Source organism: Ruminiclostridium herbifermentans (assembly GCF_005473905.2).
Classification (GTDB): domain Bacteria; phylum Bacillota; class Clostridia; order Acetivibrionales; family DSM-1351; genus Ruminiclostridium; species Ruminiclostridium herbifermentans.
In genome coordinates this window covers 2711407-2730491 of the sequence record NZ_CP061336.1, presented here as the reverse complement: position 1 = coordinate 2730491, position 19085 = coordinate 2711407, and the positions used below count along the sequence as shown (strand labels likewise).

The 19085-nt window shown below is 32.5% G+C and carries 12 protein-coding genes and 1 tRNA gene; 10 read left to right on the top strand and 3 right to left on the bottom strand.

Annotation, left to right across the window (positions count from 1 at the left end; genetic code table 11):
- Positions 1 to 536 precede the first annotated feature (536 nt).
- On the bottom strand, positions 537 to 725 hold the full coding sequence (rpmB, locus tag EHE19_RS11170; RefSeq protein WP_137695866.1) for a 50S ribosomal protein L28: 189 nt from the start codon (positions 723 to 725) through the stop codon (positions 537 to 539).
- Positions 726 to 1281: 556 nt separating this feature from the next.
- Here rpmB and recG point away from each other — a divergent pair.
- Genes recG through EHE19_RS11150 form a run of 4 tightly spaced genes read left to right on the top strand, consistent with a single transcriptional unit; the run spans position 1282 to position 4976 of the window.
- Positions 1282 to 3411 carry an ATP-dependent DNA helicase RecG gene (recG, locus tag EHE19_RS11165; protein ID WP_425314288.1) on the top strand — a complete coding sequence of 710 codons (2130 nt, stop codon included), beginning with the start codon at positions 1282 to 1284 and terminating at the stop codon, positions 3409 to 3411.
- A gap of 36 nt (positions 3412 to 3447) precedes the next feature.
- On the top strand, positions 3448 to 4023 hold the full coding sequence (gene rsmD / locus EHE19_RS11160; RefSeq protein WP_137695868.1) for a 16S rRNA (guanine(966)-N(2))-methyltransferase RsmD: 576 nt from the start codon (positions 3448 to 3450) through the stop codon (positions 4021 to 4023).
- A gap of 7 nt (positions 4024 to 4030) precedes the next feature.
- On the top strand, positions 4031 to 4537 hold the full coding sequence (gene coaD, locus EHE19_RS11155; protein WP_137695869.1) for a pantetheine-phosphate adenylyltransferase: 507 nt from the start codon (positions 4031 to 4033) through the stop codon (positions 4535 to 4537).
- A gap of 1 nt (position 4538) precedes the next feature.
- Positions 4539 to 4976 carry an ATPase gene (locus EHE19_RS11150; RefSeq protein WP_137695870.1) on the top strand — a complete coding sequence of 146 codons (438 nt, stop codon included), beginning with the start codon at positions 4539 to 4541 and terminating at the stop codon, positions 4974 to 4976.
- Here EHE19_RS11150 and ylbJ read toward each other — a convergent pair.
- On the bottom strand, positions 4968 to 6239 hold the full coding sequence (gene ylbJ, locus EHE19_RS11145; RefSeq protein WP_244648202.1) for a sporulation integral membrane protein YlbJ: 1272 nt from the start codon (positions 6237 to 6239) through the stop codon (positions 4968 to 4970). The genes EHE19_RS11150 and ylbJ overlap by 9 nt on opposite strands.
- 711 nt (positions 6240 to 6950) lie before the next feature.
- Positions 6951 to 8018: a branched-chain amino acid aminotransferase gene (locus EHE19_RS11140; protein ID WP_137695871.1), complete on the bottom strand. Its 1068-nt coding sequence runs from the start codon at positions 8016 to 8018 to the stop codon at positions 6951 to 6953.
- 446 nt (positions 8019 to 8464) lie between these two features.
- On the opposite strand from EHE19_RS11140, the gene EHE19_RS11135 reads away from it, so the two are divergent.
- From EHE19_RS11135 to EHE19_RS19945, 6 genes are all read left to right on the top strand, one after another.
- Entirely contained in the window at positions 8465 to 9616 is a 1152-nt protein-coding gene (locus EHE19_RS11135; RefSeq protein ID WP_137695872.1) for an aminotransferase class V-fold PLP-dependent enzyme, read from the top strand.
- An 889-nt stretch (positions 9617 to 10505) separates the two neighbouring features.
- Positions 10506 to 10673 carry a hypothetical protein gene (locus EHE19_RS11130; protein ID WP_171003466.1) on the top strand — a complete coding sequence of 56 codons (168 nt, stop codon included), beginning with the start codon at positions 10506 to 10508 and terminating at the stop codon, positions 10671 to 10673.
- 884 nt (positions 10674 to 11557) lie between these two features.
- A complete protein-coding gene (locus EHE19_RS11125) occupies positions 11558 to 14317 on the top strand; it encodes a CotH kinase family protein (protein WP_171003467.1) in 2760 nt (919 codons plus the stop codon).
- A gap of 285 nt (positions 14318 to 14602) precedes the next feature.
- Positions 14603 to 14680, top strand: a tRNA-Pro gene (locus EHE19_RS11120).
- Between the two features lie 252 nt (positions 14681 to 14932).
- Entirely contained in the window at positions 14933 to 15229 is a 297-nt protein-coding gene (locus tag EHE19_RS11115) for a hypothetical protein (protein ID WP_137695873.1), read from the top strand.
- A 697-nt stretch (positions 15230 to 15926) separates the two neighbouring features.
- Complete coding sequence (locus EHE19_RS19945; protein WP_137695874.1) at positions 15927 to 19013, top strand: rhamnogalacturonan lyase family protein; 3087 nt, start codon at positions 15927 to 15929, stop codon at positions 19011 to 19013.
- Positions 19014 to 19085 lie beyond the last annotated feature (72 nt).

Below are 19085 nucleotides of genomic sequence, written 5' to 3'. Positions count from 1 at the left end.
TTTAGTATATTAATGGGGAGTAGGATCTAAATAATTAACCTAATCAAATTACAATCAGTGATTCTTTTAAATAGATTTAGTGTTTTTGACTTATTTAAAATCATGATACTATATTTTATATTTATTCAATAATCCACTTTTTAGAAGTCAAATATACATATTTAATAATAAATACACATACCGGCTCATTTAGAAGCATGTTCTTAATAAAAGTTTTTTAGGAATAGTATCACGAAACTGAAAACACAGGAATATGATAAATAGTGAGGAGCTATATTTAGGGGGAGTGTATTTTATGAGAATAGTTGTAGTAAAGATGCCTAAACTTATTGGTGGTATATTGAAAAGAGTTTTTAAAATAGGATGATATACCGCTGATAGAATGTAACATTAGCTAAGAAAAAATTGCGAGAGCAATAAATAATGCAAATTGGTTATTCCAATTTTGCTTAAGTTAAATAAAGATAAAAAAATAAAAAAGCGTATCATAGACGCTTTTTTATTTTAAAGTAATTAAATTAGTTTACTAAAATAAATTAGATAGCTCTGGTAACTTTGTTTGAACGAAGACACCTTGTGCATATGCTAATTGATTTTGGTGTTCCATTGTCAACTATCTTTATTTTTCTAACATTTGGTTTCCATGTACGGCTAGTAGCATTTAACGCATGGCTTCGATTATTTCCAAATACAGTTGCTTTACTGCAAATTTCACATTTTGCCATATATAACACCTCCTTTAAATTATGGAGAATTCTAGTTTCTCTAATTTCGACATCAAAGCAATAACTATTTTAACATAACAAAACTTTTAACTCAAGCCTTTTTATATAAATTTTACTATTTAAAAAGCAAGCGAGAATATTCGAAATGAATTAATTTCCAATGTAAAGTATTTATTTTATAAATTGGTATTAATCTAAACAATGAAAAATATTGAAATATAAAAACTTAATCAATATTTTGTAAAAATAATGTTGAATAATACCTGAATTTGGGTATCCCAATCCGGGCATTTATTTTTGATAGAATGTGTATTATCTAATAAGCTTATGCTTTTGTTTAATAATCGCAGAAAGTGTGGTACAATAACATCTATATTGTTATAATAACTATGACAATATAGCTTAAATAAAGCTTATAAGAATAATGCTGGGCAATGACAGTACTTCTGAGTTATTATAAGATTTAAGAAATTAAAGTTGTATAAAATTTGATGCCTAGACCATGTCACTCTTTCTACCGAAAGTACTGTATGTTACTTTTATGTAAATATAAGACATGGATAATATTTATCATAATACTAAAGCATGGAGGCTAGAATTGAAACAATTATCGCTTGAAGACTTAAAAAAACAATCCATTAGATATATAAAGGGCGTTGGAGAGTCAAGATTATCCTTGTTTAAAAGGCTAAATATAAATAACTTCTTTGATCTGTTAACTTACTACCCAAAAGCATATGAGGATAGAAGCATAATTAAGAATATTGCTGACCTTCAAGATGGTGAGTTGTGTTCATTTGAAGGTACAATTGTATCTAATGTTAATGTAACAAGACCTAGAAGGGGAATGACTATATCTAAGGTATCAGTGCAGGACAGCACAGGTAAAATTACTGCGATATGGTTTAACCAGCATTACATAAAGAATTCGCTTACTGTCGGAGCAAATTATATTTTTTATGGAAAAGTTGAAAGAAAATTTAATAAACTTCAAATATCTAATCCAGTATTTGAAAAAATAGATAATACTCAATCACATAATAATGGCTTAAAGAAGAGTTTAAAAATTCTGCCTGTATATCCTTCAACAAAGGATTTAAGTCAGAACTTAATTAGAACCATAATGCAGGAAGCACTTAAAAGCTTTAATAATATTGAGTTAGAGGACATAATACCTAAGGAAATCAGGGAAAAATATAATTTGGCTGACATTATGTTTAGCTTAAATGAGATACATTTTCCAAAAACAGAATTAGATAAGGATATGGCTAGATATAGATTAGTGTTTGAAGAACTATTTTTGCTGCAGCTTGGACTTCTATCTTATAAGAATATTGCAACTGCTGAAAGGCAGGGTATAAAATATACAAAATCCTATGAGATGGAGGAATTTATAAAGTCGTTACCGTTTGAACTTACAAACGCACAAAAGAGAGTATTTAAAGAAGTTGAGCAGGATATGGAGAGCAATAACATAATGAACAGACTAGTTCAGGGTGACGTTGGCTCAGGTAAGACAATAATAGCTGTTTTGGCATTATTTAAAGCAGTAAAATGCGGCTATCAGGGTGCATTGATGGTTCCAACTGAAATATTAGCTGAACAGCACTACAATTCAGTTAAGCCCTTACTTGAAAAGTTTGATATTAAAGTTGAATTACTTTCTGGAAACCAATCAAAAAAGCAAAAGCAAGTCGTTTTTGAAGGCTTGAAAAATGGGACTATTAATGTGGTTATTGGAACCCATGCATTAATAGAGGATACAGTAGAGTTCTTAAATCTTGGGTTAGTAATAACTGATGAACAACATAGATTTGGTGTTAGGCAAAGATCAATTCTGACAGAAAAGGGAAGAAACCCTGATGTCTTGGTAATGACGGCAACACCTATTCCAAGAACTCTAGCACTTATTTTATATGGAGATCTTGATATTTCAATAATAGATGAACTTCCACCTGGAAGAAAACCAATAAAAACATACTCAGTAAATGAGTCAATGAGAGAAAGAATTAATAATTTTATTAGGGAAACCGTACAAGCAGGTCAACAGGTTTATATAGTATGTCCTTTGGTTGAGGAATCTGAGGAGATAGAGGCAAAATCAGCAGTAGTAACGGCTGAGGATATTAGCAAAAATGTTTTTAAAGATTTAAAGGTTGGTATTATTCACGGCAAAATGAAATCAAATGAAAAAGAGTCCATAATGAGGAGTTTTAAAGACGGCGAAATAAGCATACTTGTTTCAACTACAATTATAGAGGTAGGTGTCAATGTTCCAAACGCTACGCTAATGGTTATTGAAAACGCAGAGAGATTTGGATTAGCTCAGCTTCATCAGTTGAGGGGAAGAGTAGGAAGAGGTGGAACTCAATCCTACTGTATATTGTTTAATCAATCTAATTCAAAGGTTTCAAAGGAAAGAATGAAAATAATGGCCCAATCAAATGATGGTTTTGTTATTTCAGAAAAGGATTTAGAGATAAGAGGACCTGGTGAGTTTTTCGGAACCAAACAACATGGATTGCCTGAACTAAAAATTGCTAACCTTTATAAAGATTTAGAAATACTGAAGCTGGCACAGGAGGGTGCAAAGGAAATAGCAATTAAAGATCCGGGACTTATAAAAAATAAAAAATTAAAACAGTATTTAGCACAGCATTTTGGTGAAAAGGCGACACTTTCTTAGCTGTGGTCATTTAACCAGCTATGCTTGCATATCTTTATGAAGGAGGAGTCTAAAGTGCGTGTAATTTCGGGTAGTGCAAGAGGACTAAAATTGGCTGCTTTAGAAGGTATGAATACAAGACCTACTACTGACAGAGTAAAAGAAAATTTATTTAATATACTTGCTCCATATATTGAAGAGGATTCTAAAATATTAGATTTGTTTGCCGGGAGCGGTGCTTTAGGCATTGAAGCTCTAAGCAGAGGGGCAAAGAGTGCTGTTTTCTGTGATAACAATGATAAGAGCATAGATATAATAAAAAATAATATAAAAAAAGCAAGACTTATTGACAAATCGGAAGTTTTTTTGGGTGAAGCCCAATTAATATTAAAAAAACTCTCCCATATGGGAAAAAAATTTGATATAATTTTCCTAGACCCACCTTACAGTAAGGGTATTATTCCAGACATATTAACAGAATTGGAAAAAATGGGAATATTAGAGAATAAAATTATAATTGTTGCTGAAACTGATGTTGAAGATTTGTTGCCAGAGGAAACAGAAACATTGTTAGTTTCAAGAAAACAAATATACGGTAATACCAAGTTGACATTTTATAAGCACAAAGGATGAAATTTACATGAGAATATTTATTTACCCTGGGAGTTTTGACCCTGTTACTAATGGACATTTAGATATAATTGAGAGAGCATCAAAGATTTGTGACAAGCTAATCGTAGCAGTATTAGTCAGCCACAACAAGACGCCGTTATTCAGTATGGAAGAACGCACAGATATGCTAAGAAGAGTTATAAAGGAATGTAATTGTACTAATGTTGAGGTTGAATGTTTTTCAGGATTGTTAGTAGACTTTGTTAAGAAAAAGAATGCAAATGTTATTATTAAAGGACTCAGGGCAGTATCAGACTTTGAATATGAACTTCAAATGGCTTTATTAAATAAAAATCAGTCTCCAGAAATTGAAACACTATTTATGATGTCAAGTATTAACTATTCATTTTTAAGTTCAAGTATGGTAAAAGAGATTGCCAGATACAATGGGGATTTTAAAGGTCTTGTACCAGAATGCATAGTAGAAGATATTGCAGACAAATTTGGAATCAAAGAACCAAAGGGGGAGTTATAATATGGAAATATTAACGGTACTGGAAACTTTAGAGGACTTAATTGAGAAAAGTTCTGGTGTACCCTTTTCGGGGAAATGCATAGTTGATAGGGAAGAAGTCTTAGAAATAGTTAAAGAGATGAGACTTAAATTACCTGATGATATTAAACAGGCAAAATGGGTTAAAGAAGAACGTCAGAGAATACTATTACAAGCGCAAAAAGAAGCGGATAACATATTAAAGGATGCTGAGAACAAAATAGCTTCTTTGGTTGATGAACATGAGATCACCAAAAAAGCTTATGAACAGGCAAATGAAATAGTAGGCAGTGCTCAAAAGAACGCAAGAGAGATACGTTTGGGCGCTCGGGAATATGCGGATAGTGTTCTGAGTAAGGTGGAAGAAATTTTATCAGATGCAACTGATGTTATCAGAACAAATAGAAAAGAGTTAAAGTAACTTTTTCTTTGATGTAATGCTAATAAAGCAAATATATAGTAAAGAAATTGCAATTATAATTGCTGATATAACAAAAATATTTTGGATAGAAATCAAACAAATATTTCCCCAACTATAAATATATTTGATTGTTATGTTTGAGAAAACTGTTGATTCTAGTGCTAACCAATTATTAAATATAGTTATTCCAATATAAGTATAAACTGCAGAAATTATACCTTGTAATGCTTTACCTATTATATAGGGTTTTGCACTGATATCAGATGAACTTATAATGCTCATAACTTGAGTATGTACAGAAAAACCTGCCCATCCAATTATTAAACTGATGCAACAAAGTTTGATTTTCAAATTTGCGCTTGCTAAACTTATTAGATTTGCACCAGTTGTTATCTCAAATAATCCGCATAGCATTCCTTCAAGAGTTTTAGCTTCTATTCCTAAGTTGTTTACAATATTTGGTACCAGGCTGCATACCTTTCCGATTATTCCACTTGAAATTAAAATATTTATAAAAACTGAGAAAAAAATAATAAAGCCGCCTATTGTTAAAATTGTATATATAGAATTTTTAATACTTTCTCCAAATAGAGTCCATGTATTTATATCTGAATTTCTCATTCTTTGAAGTTCTAAGTGCAGCTTTTGTGATATCTTTGTATTAGATTTAGTTATTTTCGTATTATTTTTGTAATGTTTAAATATAAGTCCTACAGTAACACATGCTGCAACATGGCAAATATAAAGCAGATAGCCAATTTTGGGGGATTGAAACATACCAACAGCCACTGAACCCATAATAAATAGAGGCCCCGAATTATTTGTAAATGTTAATAGCCTTTCTGCTTCGGTCTTCGAGACAAGCTCTTGCTTTCTCAAATCATTTGTTATTGCAGCTCCAACAGGATATCCGCTAACTATACCCATTGCAAGTGCAAATGAACCGCAGCCAGGGATATTAAAGAGCGGACGCATTATTGGCTCTAATATTATTCCGAAAATATTAATAAATCCTGATTTGCTAAGCAGCTGTGATGCAACAAAAAATGGAAATAGAGAAGGGAATACTACATTAAGCCAGAGATTAATTCCTTTAGAAGCAGACGTAACTACTGTTTTTGGATATACAATAAGTGCAATTATAAATAGTACTGCAAATATTGGCACAATAAATTTTTTTATATATGTTTGTATATATCTTTTGCTGGTAATATATATGTATATTGCAATAATCAAAAAACAAATCAAGAAAAATATTTTCAAATTACCCTTCACGCTCTCTTTCAATAAGATAAATTTAAATAATTTTATATAGTTCATAAAATAGGTTGTAATAATCATAGCATAACTTAAATTATTGACTGGATTTAATTATGTTCCAAAGTTCTATTACTTTGACAAAAATCTTCTATTCATTAAGCAAGCCCTATTTAGAAATATATACGCTAAAGGTAAGTATTATAACTCAAAAGCTAAACTTTTCCACTCTATGATAATGCATAGAAATTGAGAGGAAGTATATAAAATTAACCAAATAGCCAACGACTATAGAAACAGCATCTAAACACGGGACGTATATCCTTATCATCTTCATCTGGATAATATTTATCAATGGAATCAGTATCTATACAATGGGATTTTAATTTTGGGATTTTAATTTTACGTGCTCTACAAACGAACAAAGAGCCAATCACTTGTTAAAGTAATCGGCCCTTCATAAAATTTCAGTTTACAGTTTTGCTCCAACTATTGATGTAGAACCGTAATTCTATATGCAATACAAACGAACAAAGAGCCAACCACTTGTTAAAGTAATCGGCCCTTCATAAAATTATATTTTTTTGTTCTATCCCAACTATTGAGATTACTCGTAATTGTATTTTTATGTATCAGTGTAAACTAATATAATATTGCCTAATAATATGTCAAAAGTTAAGCTTGAATAGAAGCATATTTAAAAGGTTTAACTGATTATTACAGAGTAACCTTTTGAGTCCATCCAAATGTATCTTCTAATTCTCCGCTTTGGATGCCTGTAATTGTATCATATATCTTCTGAGAAACCTCTCCGATTTTGCCATCATTAACTTTAATAACTTTTCCGTTCCAGCTGAACTCACCAATAGGTGAAATTACTGCTGCAGTACCAGTACCAAACGCTTCTTCTAATTTGCCGGCTGCATGAGCATCATAAATCTCTTGTATTGATATTCTGCGTTCAGATACAGGTATACCAGCTTGTTTTAAGAGTTCAATAGTAGACATACGTGTTATACCAGGAAGGATTGTGCCAGTAAGTTCAGGTGTAATAACTTCTCCATCAATTTTGAAGAATACATTCATTGTTCCAACTTCTTCAACATATTTCTTTTCAACACCATCTAACCATAACACTTGAGTATAGCCTTCTTTTTTAGCCTCAACTTGAGCTTTTAGGCTGGCAGCATAGTTAGCAACAGTTTTTGCTTCACCAAGACCACCTCTAACAGCACGAACATATTTGCTTTCTACATAAATTTTTACTGGATTAATTCCTTCTGGATAATAAGCGCCTACAGGTGAAAGTATTATTATAAATTTGTATGAATGTGATGGTCTTACGCCAAGAGCAGGTTCTGAAGCAAATATAAACGGACGGATGTATAGGGAGGTACCTGGAGCACTAGGAATCCAGCCAGCGTCAACTCTAACAATTTCTTTTATTGCTTGTACGCAGTCATCAACATTAATTTCTGGAATACATAGTAGTCTATTTGAATTATTGACTCTCTGCATGTTTTTTTCTGGTCTGAATAGTAGAATTTCGCCTTTAGCAGATTTGTATGCTTTTAAGCCCTCAAAAATTGCCTGACCATAATGCAATGCCATTGCAGAAGGATCTACTGGTATAGGAGCATAAGGTACTATTCTTGCATCATGCCAACCTTGTCCTTCATCATAATCCATAATAAACATATGGTCTGTGAAGTTTATACCAAAACCCAAATTATTCTGATCTGGTTTCTGTTTTGGATTTGTTGTCTTAGTAATAGAAATATTCATTAATATTACTCCCTTCATATTTATTTAAATATTATATTTTGATGTATATAAAGTTACAATCAATCTGTTTTATTAATTACATTTAATTATGCTACTTTTAAAAAAAAAAGTCCATAGTTTAATGGCAATTTAGTAAAATGTGTATAAAAAAAGTTACTATTTAACTTAATTAAATTAGTTTAGTATATTAGCGTTTAAATTTATTAATTATTTGAACAAGATAACTGAAAAGTATAGTTGGTGCTTAAATAAGTTTGAACAACTTAAATATTTGGTTACCTCAAATAAAATGTTTTTGTAAACAAGTCAACTCTACAATCATAATATAATAGTAATATAATTGCGTGTGAGCCGTATATGGGGCTATATATAGATTAGTACCACATTTTTAAATTAATATAAGATGCTGTTTTAGGGTATTGTTATACAGCTCATGGAGGTAGACAATGATTTATTTGGACAATGCAGCAACATCATTTCCTAAACCTGAAAATGTATATGTAGAAATGGACAGATGTATGAGAACATATTGTTCTAATCCTGGAAGAGGAAGTCATGCTATGTCTTTACGGAGTGCTATGGCAGTTACAGAAACTCGTGAACGTATAGCAAAGCTGCTTAATATAAAGGACTATCTCAATATTTGCTTTACAAAAAACACAACTGAGGCGTTAAATCTTGCAATACTTGGGTGCTTGTCAAAAGGTGACCATGTAATTACAACATGTATGGAGCACAATTCAGTATTAAGACCACTTAAAACTATGGAAAAAAATGGTGTGATTAAGCTTACAATATTGTCAGGAGATGATTTGGGAGTAATTGATCCTGTTCAAGTCAGGAGAAGTATAGAGAAAAAAACTAAATTGATTGTCTGCACACTTTCCTCAAATGTAAATGGAATTATTATGCCTGTTAAAGAGATAGGTGAAATTGCTAGGGATAGAGGAATATTGTTTTTAATAGATGGAGCTCAGGGATTAGGTTGTTTAAAAATAGATTTAACTAAACAGTATGCAAGTATGATTGCATTTCCAGGCCATAAAGGACTAATGGGACCGCAGGGTACAGGAGGTTTATATATAGCCCCTGGTGTTGCTTTAAAACCATTAATGACCGGAGGAACTGGAAGTAAATCAGGAATTTTATATCAACCTGATTTTTTGCCAGATAAATATGAAAGCGGAACACTTAATACTCCAGGAATTGTTGGATTGGGTGCCGGAATAGAGTTTATTGAAAAAATTGGGGAAGATGCAATTAAGACTAAAAAAGATTTACTTATTAAGAGATTATATGATGGATTATATCAAAACCGCTATATTAAATTGTATAGTTCAAAAAATGCAGCTGAAAATTCAGGCATAATTGCATTTAATATTAAAGATATAGATTCTTCTGAAATTTGCGAAGAACTTGACAGTATTTATGGAATAGCATGTAGAGCAGGACTTCATTGTGCGCCATTGGCACATAATCATTTCAGAACGCAAAAGACAGGTATTGTTCGAATGAGTGTAGGTTATTTTAATACAATAAATGAAATTGACAGAGCAGTAATAGCTGTGAATAAAATTGCATATGAAAAAAGTAGATAAACGGTTACTCATTCAGAAAAACACCAATTTATAATTTAATTGTCTTTTAATTTGAATATGGGCTTAAAGTAAGGAATAAACTGTAAAGTATAAGTTATTATATAATAGTTTTAAAAAAGATGCAGTTGAACATTCATAATACAGAGAAATTAATGAAATTGATTAAAAAATTAATATTATTAATAAATTAATAAAAAATATTAAAAAATATTTCAAATTATATAGACAGAATTTATTTCCAGGTGTATAATCTATATATATTATAAATCAAGGTAATGTTTACTATATATAAAAGGGAGGATGGATTTCATGCTGACTTATAGGGGAATTTTTAAGGTGAGCATGAAGAAATATTATGGATAATACATTTAAAAAGATACTAACTGTTATTTTATTAGTGATTTTGGGACTAGTGGCAATAAGGATAATAGGGGCTGTACTCAGTGTAATAATACCATTAGCTGTTCTTGCACTTATTGGGTATATTGTTTTTAGATTAATTAATAAGACCACTTATCGAAAATTTTAATTTTGTGATTGTATTTTAGAAATACTAGATTTGAAAGATTATACATTTAAGCTTATTATTCAAACAATCTCATTATTCAAAGAAAGGTTAATCTAAAATGGTTTTTCGTTGCGGCGCTTATTAAAATTAATAATAAGCGCTGTTTAGTAATTAATTAAAGTTTTAGCGGTATCAGTTGTTATTATTCCAACTAGTACATCAAAGCTGTTTGGTAGTTAATTAGGGATTAATTTATTTGTCAGTTCTATAAATAAAACTAGCTTATAAGAATTAGCTTATATGTCGATATATATATTAGGAAGGTACTTTATATTAGGAAGATACTTCTAGTTAAATGGATGAACAAAGGGGGTGCTCATTATGGATATTACTAGAGTAGCTGCTGTTTCACCTATAACACGAGTAACTGCATTCAATCGTAAGGAAGCTAGAACAGATGACAAGAGAAGAGAGGAGGATACTAAACGAAATGATTTTGCAAATACTCTCAAACAAAAGATAAATCATAGTTTTGATTCAAAAGTTTAATTTTTACTATTATTTATGCATTTATTAGTGCATTTTGAGTACGAAAGCAATTAAAAAAGAGAGGTAAATTGTAATGCAAAATATAAATAACGATACACTTATCTAGGCCATGAAGTTGGTAGTTTACGCTTCATGGCTTTTTTAATATATAACTCAACGTTAAAAACATTGGGAAATATCAGCTAGAATTTCTATAGAAGAGCACTACCTACAAATTCAAACAATATCTTTAACCAAGTAAGCTCCCACTTATCTAAGTTGTACTCTCGTACCAGTAAACGCTATAAGTATTCTTACCTGCAAACTCAATTCAATAAAAACAGCATAACGAGGTAAAATAACGCTTTATACCAATCATTTTGTAAGCCTTGCATGGTAAATTTATAGTACTGGTTTACTGCTACTCCCGAACAAATATAAGCTAAGGTCAAATAATAATACTGGCTTACTGGCACTCCCGTACAAGCATTAGCAAGTAGTTTGTCTGCAAGCTTTGCTTAAAGCAAATTTATACAATAAGTCAACATAATTATCATATTTTAGTTTGTGTGTAATTTCTACAACAAATTACAATTATTGATAAATATACACAATTGTTATATAATTATTATATAAGACTTTCTAGGTCGACAGCGATTGGACAGAAATGACAATTTTGCCGTTGCCGGCTAGAATTTCTAACGAGGCAAAATTCCCTTCACTTCTGTAAGTGGCGGGTACCGCTTAGGTTTCAAGCGGTGAGAATATCTCCCGCCTCGCATACACGCCTATAATTAAACATAATTTTTCTATAATCGAAAAATTAAAATTGATTCTAGGTGTTATAGTGCTAGCTAAGAGATATTCTAATAAGTTAATAAAATTTATTTAAAGGGGATATTTTTATGAGAAAGAAATTAACAGCTATAGCACTATCGTTAATTCTAAGTTCCCAATCAACATTTACATTAGGAACTAATTTAGAAGTATTTGCTGCTGATGCCGGAAATACTGGTGGAATGACCAATTCTATAATAGTTGGAGATTTAAATGGAGATGCAAGTGTTGATGCAATAGACTTTGCGCTGTTGAAAAGCTATTTGCTTGGAACATTAAGTAGTTTTCCTGTTTACAATGATCTGGCTGCGGGTGACTTAAACGGGGATGGTACAATTTCTGCTATCGATTTGGCATTAATGAAAATGTATCTACTTGGAACAATTACAGAATTCCCAGTTTCAGAAAGTGTGAAGACAATTTTTATTAACGAGATAATGGCATCTAATACTACATTACGTGATGGAGATATTGAGGACGCTGATGCAGGAAGTTCTGGAGGTGCCTATTCTGACTGGATAGAACTTTACAATTCCGGCAATCAGGCAGTTGATTTAAGAGGTTATACTCTGTCTGATTCATCTAGTACATGGGAATTCCCTTCGGGAGTTATTCCAGCAAAGGGATACTTGCTTGTGTGGGCATCGGATAAGAATAAAGTTGCAAAAGATGGGCAGTTACATACTAATTTTAAATTAAGTGCTTCAGGTGAGGAGATAACCTTGAAAGCACCCAATGGATCTATTATTGATTCACTGACATTTCCTGCATTAAAGGATAATGAGTCATACGGACGAAAGACTGATGCTTCTTCAGAATGGGTAATATTCTCCAAGGCATCACCTTCAAATTCAAATATTAATTCATCTGAGTCAATAGTTGTAAAAGAACCTGCATTTTCACATAATGGTGGTTTTTATACATCTCAATTTAATCTTCAGCTGACAACAAATGAACCAAATACAAAAATTTATTATACTCTAAATGGTTCTGATCCTGTTCCCGGTAAACAAGGAACATTCGAATACACAAGTCCAATATTAGTTAAAAGCAGAGCAGGAGATCCAAATGTTCTTTCTGCGATTTCTAATATATCAAATGATATGTGGTCACAATGGAGAGGACCAAAGGGAGAGGTTTTTAAATGTACAACAATAAAGGCAGTTGCAATTAAAGATGGCAGTAATAAAAGCAAAATAATTACCCATTCATATTTTGTAGACCAGAATATAGCTAGCAGATACAACTTGCCTGTTATATCTTTAGTTACAGACCAAGCTAATTTCTTTGATAATTCAAAAGGAATATATGTTAATGGGAACTATGAAAAGAAAGGCGAGGAATGGGAAAGACCTGTACATATTGAGTTCTTTGAGAAAGACGGAACGCTTGCATTTTCTGATAACAGCGGTATACGTATAAATGGCGGTTATACAAGAAAGATTGCTCAGAAATCACTTAGACTTTATGCTGGTCATGATTATGATGATGTAGATTCATATAAATATGAAATATTCCCAGGATTGAAAAAGAAGGCAAATGGAAAGAAGTTAGATAAATTTGAAACATTAATTTTGAGAAATGCTGGAAATGATAATTCAGGAACATTTTTCAGAGATGCTTTAATTCAGAGTTTAGTATCACATCTAAATGTAGATACTATGGCATATAGACCCTCAGTTGTGTTCTTAGATGGTGAATTCTGGGGTATTTACAACATAAGAGAACGCTATGATAATAAATATCTCAAAGCCCACTATAATCTTGATAAGAATAAAGTTATTATACTAGATGTATTACAAACACCTGAAGTTTCGGAAGGGGAGCCTGAAGACTACAAGCTGTATCAAGATGATGTTATAAATTATCTGAAAAGTAATAATATTAGAAATACAGAAGTTTATGAGAATATTAAAACAAAGATAGATATCGAAAACTACATTAATTATAATGTAACTCAGATTTACTGCGGTAATACAGACTGGCCGGGCAATAATGTAGCTATTTGGAAGTACAAGACTGATGATGGAAAATATCATCCAGAGGCTCCATATGGACAGGATGGAAGATGGAGATGGATGCTTAAGGATACTGACTTCGGCTTTGGATACCAAAATCAAAGTCCATCTTTTGATTCTATAAAATATGCTACTTCAGAGCAATATGTACCTGGAGCTGCTCTTAATTCAAACAGTTCATGGGCTGTATTCCTGTTAAAAACGCTAATTCAAAATACTGAGTTTAGAAATCAGTTTATTAATGCTTTTGCAGACCAACTCAATACATCATTTATTCCTTCAAGAGTAACTGCAAAGGTAGATGAATTAAAGGCAGGAATTCAAACTGCAATGCCTGAGCATTGTGATAGATGGCAAGCTATTAGTATGGGAAATAATAATCAGGGTGGTGGTATTCCTGGTATCCCTGGCATTCCAGGTATGGGTGGTTCTTCATGGGATGATAGTGTAAAAGTTCTAAAGAACTATGCAGAACAAAGACCTTCATACATGAGACAAGCCATAGTAAATAATTTTAGAAATGATGGAGTAACAGGAACAGCAGAAATCAATATATCGACTAATACAGCACAAGGCTATGTAAAGGTTAATTCAATTGATATAAAAACTACAACACCTGGAATAACCAATGCATCAAGTTGGACTGGAATTTACTTTAAAGGTGTTCCTGTGACATTAAAAGCTATACCAAATGAAGGCTACAAATTTGACCATTGGGAAGGAATATCAGGTGTTACAACTACCTCTGATACTATAACCTTCAATCCTACTGGAAATGTAAGTGTAAGACCTGTATTTACAGCGAAATAGAGTTGATAAAAAACTACTGTAAATAGGTTTGATGCAGATAAATTTGAAACTAGAAATAAGGTAGTTTTTGTACATTAAAAAGAATAGGAAAGTGTATTTAGAAACTTGTTGATTGCTTCCCTTGTAGTAGAAGACAGTAGAAATAATAAAGGCTGTCAGCTATGAGGGGAGCATGATTTTATGCTGCAAGCTTTATGGCAGCTAGTAACTAAAATTGCATATTTACTTTAAAATACAATTATGTTATACTATTTTCCGTAATAACGGTTAGATAATATATATTAACGGGATGTAGCTCAGTTTGGCTAGAGTACTTGCTTGGGGTGCAAGGGGTCGCACGTTCAAATCGTGTCATTCCGACCAGTGAAGAATGAAGGGTTTCATGTTTTTTGAGACTCTTCTTTTTTATGCAAAAATGTGCTGTTTACACCTTATTTACACATTGAAGAATAAAACTATAAGAATAATGTGTATTTGTACACATGCATTCTGATAATACATTTGTAGTATTTAATACTTTATCTTTGGATATGAGATACATATTAAATTAGTCCTTTAATCCCGTTTACCTATATGATATAATCAATTTCACAAGGTATTTGGAGGCGAGTATCAGTGGAAGATAAAACATTTGATCTGATTGAGAAGATATATAGCGAGTTATTACAATTTAGGAAAGAAACAACTACAAGATTTGATAAGCTTGAATCAGCACAACAAGATGTTGTACAGAGACTTTCAAAGCTTGAAGCTAAAGTAGAACATGGTATAGAAGACAAGCTTCAGATACTTGGTGAACAGGGTTCTGCTACCACTACTAAGTTAGATGAACACTCTTTGCAACTTACCAATTTAAATAACAAAATGGATTATCTCGCTTTGTCAGTAAATAGCCAAGATAAAAGGCTTTAAGTTGTTGAGTCTTCCAAAATTATGAACGTAAAATAATTAATAATCTGATATAAATTAAAATATATATAAATGAAAGTAAATGAAAGGGAGATGAAACAGTTCTTCCTTTTTTTGATTTGCTTTAGAGATTTGTATTAATCTTTTACATTTATTACTTTGGCTAACACCACTTCTATACAATTATATTACCTGTACTACCTAATTAAAGGTGGAATTGGTTTATATTTTTTCTTTGGTTTGGGGCAAATAGTTAGCATCTTATTCAATAAAGTATAGGAAAATAAACTAAGAAAATAAAATTCATTCGGAACTCGAAGTTACCTAAACTATTGTGATTGACCACTTTATGAATATAGTGTATTATTAAATTGGAAAATTAAATTTTTTATGCAACAATGTGGAAGATTGTTTTAAAAAGTCAAAAAATACAGTCAACTATAAGAAAATTACTGTCTCAAAAAATTCATAATTACAAAAGCTAAAATAATGGGCAGGATAAAAAAGGTAAACAATACAACCTTTCTTATTTATTGTGGACAAAGTGAAGGTAAGTATTAATTCAATTGTCACAGAAGGACTTGAAGACTAAATTTAGCATTTAATGCTATGTGAATATAAGCATTTATAATTAGGTTTAGTCATATATTAGTCTGAAAAAATTGAAAAAGTAAATTAAGATAATTCAGGGGGGAAAAGTATGTTTAAAAAAGTAGTTGCACTTCTTTTAAGTTTGCAAATTGGTTTATGTTTTATGCCAATTCAGCAGCAACCTGTAGAAGCAGTATCTTTCCAACGACAGATGGAGGATTTGGATAGAGGTGTCGTGGCTGTAAAGGTTAGCAATGGTGTGTTTGTAAGCTGGAGAATGTTCGGTACAGAACCAACCAGTGTTGCATATAATTTATATCGTAATGGAACAAAAGTAAATTCAACACCAATTACCAACAGTACAAACTATCTTGATGCAAGTGGTACTACCAGTTCAACATATACTGTAAAGGCAATTATTAATGGTAAAGAACAGGCTGCATCAAAGGCTGCAAATGTATGGGGGCAGAATTATTTACAGGTTCCTATTACGCCACCAGGCAACGGATATATGGCAGGAGATTGCAGTACTGGTGATTTAGATGGAGATGGAGAGTATGATATTGTAGTAAAGTGGGAAAGAGCAACAAATGACAATGCAAATGCAGGAGTTACTGATCCAGTATATCTTGAGGGCTATAAGCTTAATGGTCAAAGATTATGGACAATAAACTTAGGCAGAAATATTCGTGGCGGTGCCCATTATACTCAATTCATGGTATATGATCTTGATGGTGATGGTAAGGCCGAGGTTGCATGTAAAACTGCAGACGGTACTATGGATGGTAAGGGTATATATATTGGAGATAAAAATGCAAATTATGTAGATGCTAACGGATACATATTGTCAGGGCCAGAATATCTTACTGTATTTAACGGAGAAACTGGTGCGGCTATTACAACTGTTAATTATAATCCGCCAAGAGGCACTGTTTCCAGTTGGGGAGATAATTACGGAAACCGTGTAGACCGTTTTAGAGCATGTATAGCTTATCTTGACGGAGTACATCCAAGTCTTGTAATGATGCGTGGATATTATACAAGAATGGTAGCGGTTGCATATGATTTTAGAGATGGAAAGCTTACACAAAGATGGATATTTGATAGTAATAACAGCGGTAATTCAGCATTCGCAGGACAAGGTAATCACAATCTCAGTGTAGGAGATGTTGACAATGATGGTTTTGATGAAATTTTAAATGGTACATCTGTCATCGACCATAATGGAAATGGCTTATGGACTACAGGATTAGGACACGGAGATGCAATGCATTTTGGTGATTTGGATCCAAACAGAGAAGGCTTAGAAGTGTGGACAGCTTTGGAAGGGGAAAAAGGTGCTGTATTATTAGATGCAAAAACAGGTAAACAAATATTCAGATACAACTATACAAAGGATTGCGGAAGAGCTTGTACGGCTGACATAGTTGCTTCTTCTCCTGGTGAAGAAATGTGGGCTTCAGGTTCACCACTTTATAGTGCAACAGGGCAAAATATAGGAACTGCTCCTGGACCAACTAATTTTGCAATATGGTGGGATGGAGATGAACTCCGTGAACTTTTAGACGGTACTACAATTTCTAAGTATAATGCGGGAACATTGCTTTCTGCTACTGGCTGTGTTTCAATAAATGGAACAAAAGCTACTCCTTGCTTACAGGCAGATATATTGGGTGACTGGAGAGAGGAAGTTATATTTGCAACAAGTGATAACAGAGCTTTACGTATATATACTACTACAGATATTACAAATCGCAGAATTTATACACTAATGCATGATCCTATTTATAGATTGGGAATAGCATGGCAGAACACTGCATATAATCAGCCTCCACATACAGGCTTTTTCATTGGCAGTGGAATGAAAGAACCGCCAATACCAAATATTTATACTCCTAATAATGTAGTTGTTATAGATAAACCAGTTAGAGGTGATTTAAATAGTGATGGCAGCATAGATGCTATAGACTTTGCATTGCTTAAAAAGTACCTGCTTGACTCTTCTGAGGATATATCTGAAGAGAATGCAGATTTAAATGGAGATGGAGAAATCAATGCACTTGATTTTGCATTAATGAAGAAATATCTGTTAGGAGTAATTACGGAGTTTCCTGTAGAGGACGAACCTCCAACACCATTTTCAACAATATTCCAGGCTGAAGATGCGTACATATTTAATGGTGTAAAAGAAAACATCAACGGTGGCTTTACTGGAGAAGGTTATGCTAACTATAACAATGAAAAATCAAGCTATGTCGAATGGACTATAAATGTAGAAAAAGCAGGTGTTCAAACACTTAAGTTCAGATATGCAAATGGTACTAATGCTGACCGTCCAATGGAAATACGAGTTAATGGAAACGTAGTTAGTAGCAGTACAAGCTTTGTCCCTACAGGAAGCTGGACAGCATGGCAGGAAGTTGTATTAACTGCAAATCTTGTAGCCGGCATCAATACTATCAGGGCTTCTTCTACTACAGACACAGGAGGTCCTAATGTTGACTACTTGGAGGTGACAAATGCTACTGCTCCAACAACAAAGCCGTTTAATGGGGCTACGGTGTATCTTTGCGGTGATTCAACAGTAATGACTTATAATGCATCCTACTATCCTCAAGCTGGATGGGGTCAAATGATTTGGAAATACTTTGATTCAAAAGTTACCTTTTCAAACCATGCAATTGGAGGAAGAAGTTCTAAAAACTTTGTAGAGCAAGGAAGACTAGATGCTATTTTGAATGTTATAAAACCCAATGATTATTTATTTGTTCAATTTGGACATAACGATGCAACTGTAAATAATGCTGACCGTTATGCAGCACCATATACAACCTATAAAGAATACCTTAAGAAATATGTTGCTGGTGCAAGAGCAAAAGGTGCAATTCCAGTGTTAATAACTCCAGTTGCAAGACTTAATTATTCAAATGGTGCTTTTAAAAATGATTTCCCTGATTATTGTATTGCTATGAAGCAGGTAGCAAGTGAGGAAAATGTACTATTGATTGATTTGATGACTCTTAGCTTAAACTACTTAACTTCTATTGGGTATAATGAAGCATACAAATTGTACTTAGTTTCTTCAAATGGAACTGATTATACTCATTTTACAGAAGCGGGTGCAGATGCTATGGCTAAAATTATTGCACAAGAAGTAAAGAAGTTAAATATACCATTAGCTAGTGCTGTTAAATAGTAAAAATTATTACGGTTATACCTTTGAGAATTAAGCAGCTGCCTCCACTCTTCTGTATGATAAGTGGAGGTA

Bases quoted from the DNA above. Each gene is read 5' to 3' on its own strand.
- rpmB (WP_137695866.1), bottom strand. From the start codon at position 725: ATGGCAAAATGTGAAATTTGCAGTAAAGCAACTGTATTTGGAAATAAT.
- recG (WP_425314288.1), top strand. From the start codon at position 1,282: ATGGATAATATTTATCATAATACTAAAGCATGGAGGCTAGAATTGAAA.
- rsmD (WP_137695868.1), top strand. From the start codon at position 3,448: ATGAAGGAGGAGTCTAAAGTGCGTGTAATTTCGGGTAGTGCAAGAGGA.
- coaD (WP_137695869.1), top strand. From the start codon at position 4,031: ATGAGAATATTTATTTACCCTGGGAGTTTTGACCCTGTTACTAATGGA.
- EHE19_RS11150 (WP_137695870.1), top strand. From the start codon at position 4,539: ATGGAAATATTAACGGTACTGGAAACTTTAGAGGACTTAATTGAGAAA.
- EHE19_RS11140 (WP_137695871.1), bottom strand. From the start codon at position 8,018: ATGAATATTTCTATTACTAAGACAACAAATCCAAAACAGAAACCAGAT.
- EHE19_RS11135 (WP_137695872.1), top strand. From the start codon at position 8,465: ATGATTTATTTGGACAATGCAGCAACATCATTTCCTAAACCTGAAAAT.
- EHE19_RS11130 (WP_171003466.1), top strand. From the start codon at position 10,506: ATGGATATTACTAGAGTAGCTGCTGTTTCACCTATAACACGAGTAACT.
- EHE19_RS11125 (WP_171003467.1), top strand. From the start codon at position 11,558: ATGAGAAAGAAATTAACAGCTATAGCACTATCGTTAATTCTAAGTTCC.
- EHE19_RS19945 (WP_137695874.1), top strand. From the start codon at position 15,927: ATGTTTAAAAAAGTAGTTGCACTTCTTTTAAGTTTGCAAATTGGTTTA.